Origin of the sequence: Streptomyces sp. NPDC001728, assembly GCF_040297565.1 — a bacterium.
Taxonomy (GTDB): Bacteria; Actinomycetota; Actinomycetes; order Streptomycetales; family Streptomycetaceae; genus Streptomyces.
Window position 1 is genome coordinate 1 of the sequence record NZ_JBEOZK010000043.1, and the last position, 7,267, is coordinate 7,267.

The 7,267-nt window shown below is 75.3% G+C and carries 1 protein-coding gene; it reads right to left on the bottom strand.

The features are described from left to right. A partial coding sequence (locus ABT154_RS33780; RefSeq protein WP_351862198.1) for a type I polyketide synthase occupies positions 1-7,267 on the bottom strand: 7,267 nt, incomplete at both ends.

Genomic DNA, 7,267 nt, shown 5'->3' on the forward strand with positions numbered 1-7,267 from the left:
ATGAGGTGGCGTGCGCCGTGGTGGGTGACGAGGTGGCGGGCGAGGAGGCTGCCGAGTGCGCCGGTGCCTCCGGTGATCAACACCGTCCCCTCCGGATCGAACCCTCCCGCGGTCGACGCGCCTTCGGTGCCCGAGGCCACCTCGGCCGAGCGGTCCAGCTCGGCGCGGGCCAGCGTCGGGGCGAACAACTGGCCGCCCCGTACGGCCACTTCGCCACGCCCGGTGGCGGCCACGGTCGGCAGCGACTCCACCTCCGCCGCCCAGTCGCCCTCGAACCCGTCCGCGGCGCCACCGATGCCCATGGCCGGCGGGAGGTCCACCAGGGTGAACAGGCCCTCGGTCTCCTGCCGCGCGGTCCGCAGCAGGCCCCACAGCGTCGACACGCCCGGTGAGGTCACCCGGGGATCCGGACCCGCCGCGACGGCGCCGCTCGTGACCATGAGGAGCCTGGTGTCGGCGAGGCGTGCGTCGGACAGCCACTCCTGCACCACGGCGAGCGCGTCGACCGCCGTGGCGTCGGCGGTGGCGAGCACGTCGTCGCCGTCCTCCCGCCAGGGCAGCACGACCACCGACGGCACCGTCTCGCCCGCGTCCAGCGCGGCCCGCAGCCCCGCCAGGTCCGCGTGCCGGGCCCGGATGCCGAGCCGTCCGGCCACCGCGTCGCCGTCCTTGCCGAGCGTCGCCCACGAGGCGGCCGGCCCGTCCGGATCCGTCGGCCGCTCCGCCGGCACCTGCCGCCAGCGCAGCACGTAGAGCGGATCGCGCGAGCCCGCCGAGGCCTCGGCGAGCGCGCTCAGGTCCACGGCGCGCAGGGCCAGTTCGGCCACCTCAGCCACCGGCGCGCCGGTCGCGTCGGCCAGCGTCAGGGCCGCCGTGTCCGGCCCCGTCCTGCGCAGCCGCACCCGCAGCGCCCGGGCACCCTCGGCGTACGCGGAGATGCCGGACCAGCTGAACGGCACCCGGGGTGGCGCCTCCGGGTCGGCCACCAGCAGGGCGTGCAGCGCGGCGTCGAGCAGCGCGGGATGCAGCACATGACCCACGGTGGTGTCGTCCTCGGCGTCGTCCGGCAGGGCGACCTCGGCGTACAGGTCGTCGCCGTCCCGCCACAGGCCCGTGAGGCCCTGGAACATCGGCCCGTACGCGTACCCGCGGGCGGCGAGCGCGTCGTACGCGTCGGCGAGGTCGACCGGCTCGCCCGCCGGGGGCCAGGCGAGATGCTCCGGGGACGTGCCGTCGGACGCACCGGCGCCGAGGGTGCCGGTCGCGTGCCGGGCCCAGTCCGACCCATCACCGGCCCGGCCCCCTGCGGTCTCCTCGCCGACGTCCGCCGGGCGCGAGTGCACGGCGAGCGGCCTGCGGCCCGCCTCGTCGGGGGCGCCGACCCTCAGCTGGACGTCGACGGTTCCCGCCCCGGGCAGCAACAGCGGGGCCTCCAGGGTCAGGTCGTCGACCGACCCTGCCGCGGCGAGGTCCGCCGCGTGCAGCGCCAGGTCGGCCAGGGCCGCGCCGGGCAGCAGGACCGTCCCGCCGACGGCGTGCTCCTCCAGCCACGGGTGGCCGCGCCGGGACAGCCGCCCGGTCAGCACGAAACCGTCGTCGTCGGCGAGCCGGACCGCGGTGTCCAGCAGCGCGTGCCCGGATCCGGCGCCGCCCGTCCGCTCCGCGCGGCGGGTGAGCCAGAAGTGGTCCTGCCGGAAGGGGTAGGTCGGCAGGTCCTCGGGATGCGCCGGGGTGCGGTCCGGCCGCCAGTTCGTGGGGGAGAGCCCGCCGACGTGCAGCCGGGCCAGGGCCGCGCCGAAGGTGGCGGCCTCGTCGCCGCCGCGGCGCAGGGCCGGGGCGAGCACGGCGGGACCGGACAGCGACTGCCGGGCCAGGGCCGTCAGGATCGCGTCCGGGCCGAGCTCGACGTACCGCACGACGCCGCGCTCCTCCAGGACGCGGACATGGTCGGTGAAGCGGACCGTGTCGCGGATGTGGGCCGTCCAGTGCGCGGCGGTCGTGGGGTCGCCGCTCATCACGAGCGGGATCGAGGGCTCCCGGAAACGGATCCCCGCGACGGCCTCCCCGAACTCGCGGAGCATCGGCTCCATGAGCGGTGAGTGGAAGGCGTGGCTGACCTTGAGCCGGGTGGTGCGCCGGCCGAGCGCGGCGAACGCGTCGCGCACCGCCAGCGCGTCCTCCTCTGCGCCCGAGACCACGGTGGAGTCCGGGGCGTTGAGCGCGGCGACGGACAGACCCGTGGTGAGGTGCGGCAGCACCTCCTCCTCGGTCGCCTGGACGGCGATCATCGCGCCGCCGGTCGGCAGCGCCTGCATCAGCCGGCCGCGGACCGTGACGAGCCGGGCCGCGTCGTCCAGACCGAGGACGCCGGCGGCGTGCGCGGCGGCGATCTCGCCGATGGAGTGCCCCGCCAGCTGGTCGGGGACGACGCCCCGGTGCTCAAGGGCCCGGTAGAGCGCGGTCTGCAGGGCGAAAAGGGCCGGCTGGGTGTACTCGGTACGGTTCAGGAGCTCCGCGTCCTCGCCCCACATCACCTCCCGCAGCGGCCGGTCGAGATGCCGGTCGAGCGCCGCCAGCGCCTCGTCGAGTGCGGCGGCGAACACCGGTTCGGCAGCGTGGAGTTCGCGTCCCATGCCGAGCCGCTGGCTGCCCTGACCGGTGAACAGGAACGCGGTGCCGCCGCTGAGCGCGGTCCCCGTGGTCAGACCCGGTGCCTCGGCGTCCTCGGCGAGGGCGGCGAGGGCGGTGAGCAGCGCGTCCCGGTCGTCGGTTTCGACGACGGCGCGGTGGTCGAAGCGGGCGCGGGCGGCGAGCGCGCCCGCGACCTGCCGGACCGGTACCTCGGGGTGCTCGGTGGCGTACGTGTGGAGCAGGCGGGCCTGGTTCCTGAGTCCCTCGCCGGTCTTCGCCGACAACAGCCACGGCAGGTAAGGGAGTTCTTCCACTTCGACGGCTCCGGTCTCTGCCGGTGCCTGCTCGATGATCACGTGGGCGTTGGTGCCGCTGATGCCGAAGGACGAGATGCCCGCGCGGCGCGGCTCCCGGTCGGCCGGCTGCCAGGGACGGTTCTCCGTGAGCAGCCGTACGGTGCCGTCGGACCAGTCGACGTGGTCCGTCGGGTCCTCCGCGTGCAGGGTCCGGGGCAGCACCCCGTTCCGCATCGCCATGATCATCTTGATGACGCCGCCGACACCGGCCGCTGCCTGCGAGTGTCCGATGTTGGACTTCAACGAGCCGAGCCAGAGCGGGTGTTCGGCGTCGCGCTCCATGCCGTAGGTGTTGATGAGCGCCTGCGCCTCGATCGGGTCGCCGAGCCGGGTGCCGGTGCCGTGGGCCTCGACCGCGTCGACCTGGGCGGCCGTCAGGCGTGCGTTGGCGAGGGCCTGACGGATCACGCGCTCCTGCGAGGGTCCGTTCGGCGCGGTCAGACCGTTGCTCGCGCCGTCCTGGTTCGTCGCCGTGCCCCGTACGACCGCGAGCACCTGGTGCCCGTTGCGGCGCGCGTCGGACAGCCGCTCCAGGAGCAGCAGCCCCACGCCCTCGCTCCAGCCCGTGCCGTCGGCTGCACTCGAGAACGACTTGCAGCGGCCGTCCGGCGAGAGACCGCGCTGCCGGCTGAACTCCACGAAGGTGCCCGGAGTCGCCATCACCGTCGCGCCGCCCGCCAGGGCGAGCGAGCACTCCCCCTGCCGCAGCGACTGCGCGGCCAGGTGCAGCGCCACCAGCGACGACGAGCACGCCGTGTCCACGGTGATCGCCGGACCCTCCAGACCGTAGGTGTAGGCGATACGGCCCGACACCACACTCCCGAGCGTCCCCGTCAGGAGGATGCCTTCGAGCTCGTGCGGCATGTGCTGCACATGCGGCGCGTAGTCGTGGTACATCGTGCCCGCGAACACACCCGTGTCGCTGCCCCGCACCTCGCCCGGGTCGATCCCGGCGCGTTCGAGGGTCTCCCAGGCCGTCTCCAGGAGCAGCCGCTGCTGCGGGTCCATGGCCGTCGCCTCGCGCGGGCTGATGCCGAAGAACTCGGCGTCGAACTCGCCCGCGCGGTAGAGGAATCCGCCCTGGTCCGTACTGGACCTGCCGACCGCCTCCGGATCCGGGTCGTACAGGTTCTCCAGATCCCAGTCGCGGTTCTCGGGGAACGGCCCGATCGCGTCCGTGCCCTCGCTCACCAGCCGCCACAGATCCTCGGGCGAGGCCACCCCGCCCGGGAAGCGGCAGGCCATGCCGACGATCGCGATCGGCTCGTACGCGTCGTCCGCCCCGGTCCCGGCCACGGCCCGCGTCACCGGGGCGAGCGCGGAACCGCCGGAAGCACCCGGGGCCCCGGAGGAGGTGAGCCGCTCCCGCAGATGCGCCACCAGGGCCTGCGGCGAGGGATAGTCGAAGACCAGGGTGGCCGAAAGCCGCAGCCCCGTCGCCGTGTTGATCCGGTTGCGCAGCTCCACCGCGCTCAGTGAGTCGAAGCCGAGGTCCTTGAACCCGGTGGTGACCTCGACGGCCGACGCCGACGCGTGACCGAGCACCGCCGCCGCCTGCTCCCGCACCAGTTCCGTGATCCTGCGGAGCTGCCCGGCCTCGTCGAGACCGGTGAGCTCCGCGGCGAGACCGCCGCCACCGGCCGGCGCTGCGGCGGCGACCCGCCGCAGCGGCGCGCGGACCAGGCCGCGCAGCAGCGGCGGCACGCCGTCGGCCGCCGCCCGCGACCGTACCGCCGCCAGATCGAGCCGCGCGGGCACGAGCAGCGGTTCCGGACGGCCCAAGGCCGCGTCGAACAGCGCGAGGCCCTCGGCCTCCGTCATCGCCACCACTCCGGACCGGGCCATCCGGGCCAGGTCGGAGCCGCCGAGCTTCTCGCCCATGCCGCCCTCGCCCCACAGGCCCCACGCCAGCGCGGTCGCCGGAAGACCGAGCGCGTGGCGGTGGTGGGCGAGTGCGTCGAGGAAGGTGTTCGCGGCGGCGTAGTTCGCCTGACCGGCCGCGCCGATCAGACCCGACACCGAGGAGTAGACGACGAACGCCGCCAGGTCCAGGTCCGCGGTCAGCTCGTGGAGGTGGAAGGCGGCCTCCGCCTTCGGGCGTACCACGGTGTCGAGCCGCTCCGCCGTCAGCGCGGTCACCACGCCGTCGTCGAGGACACCGGCCGTGTGCACGACGGCGGTCAGCGGGTGCTCGGCGGGCACCGACGCGACCAGCGCGGCGAGCGCCTCCCGGTCGGCGGTGTCGCAGGCCACGACCCGCGCCTCGGCACCCGAATCGGCGAGCCGGGCGACGAGCTCGTCCGCACCGGGTGCCTCGGGGCCGCGCCGGCTGGTGAGCAGCAGATGCCGTACGCCGTGCCGGACGACCAGGTGCTCGGCGAGCAGCCGGCCGAGCCGCCCGAAGGCGCCGGTGATGAGGACGGTGCCGTCGGCGGCGGGGGGTGCGGGGGAGGCGGTCGGCGCGTCGTCCTCTGCCCGCGTGCCCTCTTCGATCCTGGAGTCCGCTTCGGTCCGCGTGTCCTCTTCGACCCGGGCCAGTCGGGGGACCCGGATCTCGCCCGCGCGGACCGCGCTCTGCGGCTCCCCGCCCGCGATCACGGTCCGCAGCCGCTGCCACGAGTCGGCGGCTCCGTCGACGTCGACGAGCGCGAAGCGACCGGGGTACTCGGACTGCGCCGAACGCAGCAGGCCCCACAGCGGTGCGGCGACCAGTCCCCGCGCCGTCACCTCGGGGGTCATGCCCACGGCCGGGGCCTGCGCGGTGGTGCCCACGGCGTCCCGTGTGACGACCAGCATCCGGGTGTCCGCGAGCCGCTCGTCGTCCAGCAGCGCCTGCACCGCCGCCAGGGCCTCGTGCGCGATCCCGCGGGCCTCGGCGGGCGGGAAGGCCGGGCCGGAGCCGGTCGTCACGGCCGCGTGCACGACGAGCCCGGGCACGGTCGCCGTGCCGGCGTCCAGAGCCGTTCGCAGGGCGTCCAGCGACGCGTAGATCTCGGCGCCGAGCACGGCGGCGAGTTCCCCGGCCTCGGGCGAAGCACCGAGCACCACCCGCTGCTCACGGTCCTCGCGGTCCTCGTGGCCTGCCGCTTCGGCGGCCACGGACGGCTGCCATTCGACCGTGAACAGCGGCTGACGGCGGGCACCGTCCGCGAGCCGCCCGGCCTCCGCCTGGCGCAGCACCAGCGATTCGACGACCGCGACCGGCGCGCCCGCCGGATCGTCCAGACGCAGCGTGACACCGCCGTCGGCGGACGGGGTCGCGTGCACCCGCAGCCGGGTCGCACCCGTCGAGTACAGGGTCACCCCGCCGAAGGCGAACGGCAGCAGGCCCTCGGCTCCGTCGACCAGCGGGTGGAGTGCGGCGTCGAGCAGGGCCGGGTGAAGGGTGTGCCCGCTGGTGTCGACGCCCTCGGGGAGCGCGATCTCGGCGTAGAGCTCGTCGCCGTCGCGCCAGAGGGCGGTCAGACCCTGGAACGCCGGGCCGTACGAGTATCCGTGCGCGTCGAGCCTCTCGTACGCGCCCGAGAGGTCGACCCGCCGGCCCGGCGGCGGCCATGCGATCGGCTCGGGAGCCGGCGCGGCGTCCGTGAGCGTGCCCGAGGCGTGCCGGGTCCACGGCTCCGACTCGTCCGTGCGCGAGTGCACGGTGATCGCCCGGCGGCCCGCCGGGTCCGCCGCCTCCACCGCCACCTGGAGGGTGACCGCGGTGTCCGTGCCCAGGGCGAGGGGAGACTCCAGGGTCAGGTCCTCCACCGTCCGGACCCGCGCGAGACCGGCGGCGTGGAGCGCGAGGTCCGTGAAGGCGGTGCCGGGCAGGAGTGCGGTGCCGGAGATGGTGTGGTCGGCGAGCCAGGGGTGGGTGCGCGGCGAGATCCGGCCGGTGAGGACAAGTTGGTCGGTGTCGGCGAGCGTCACCACCGCGCCGAGCAGCGCGTGATCCGTGGCGGTGAGCCCGGCGGCCGTGACGTCCGTGCCGGCCCGCCGCGACGACAGCCAGTAGTGCTCGTGCTGGAAGGGGTAGGTGGGCAGGCCCTCCACGTTCGGCGCCGGGGTCTGGCGCTGCCAGGTGGTGGGGGTGTGGCCCGTGGTGTGGAGGCGGGCGAGCGCGGTGGCGAGGGTGGTGGGTTCGGGTGCGTTCTTGCGGAGCGTGGGCGCGAGGACGACCGCGGGCCCGTCCAGGGTCTGCTGGGCGAGGGCGGTGAGGACGGCGTCGGGGCCGAGTTCGAGGTAGCGGGTGGTGCCGTTGGTTTCGAGGTGCTGGATGCCGGGGTGGAAGCGGA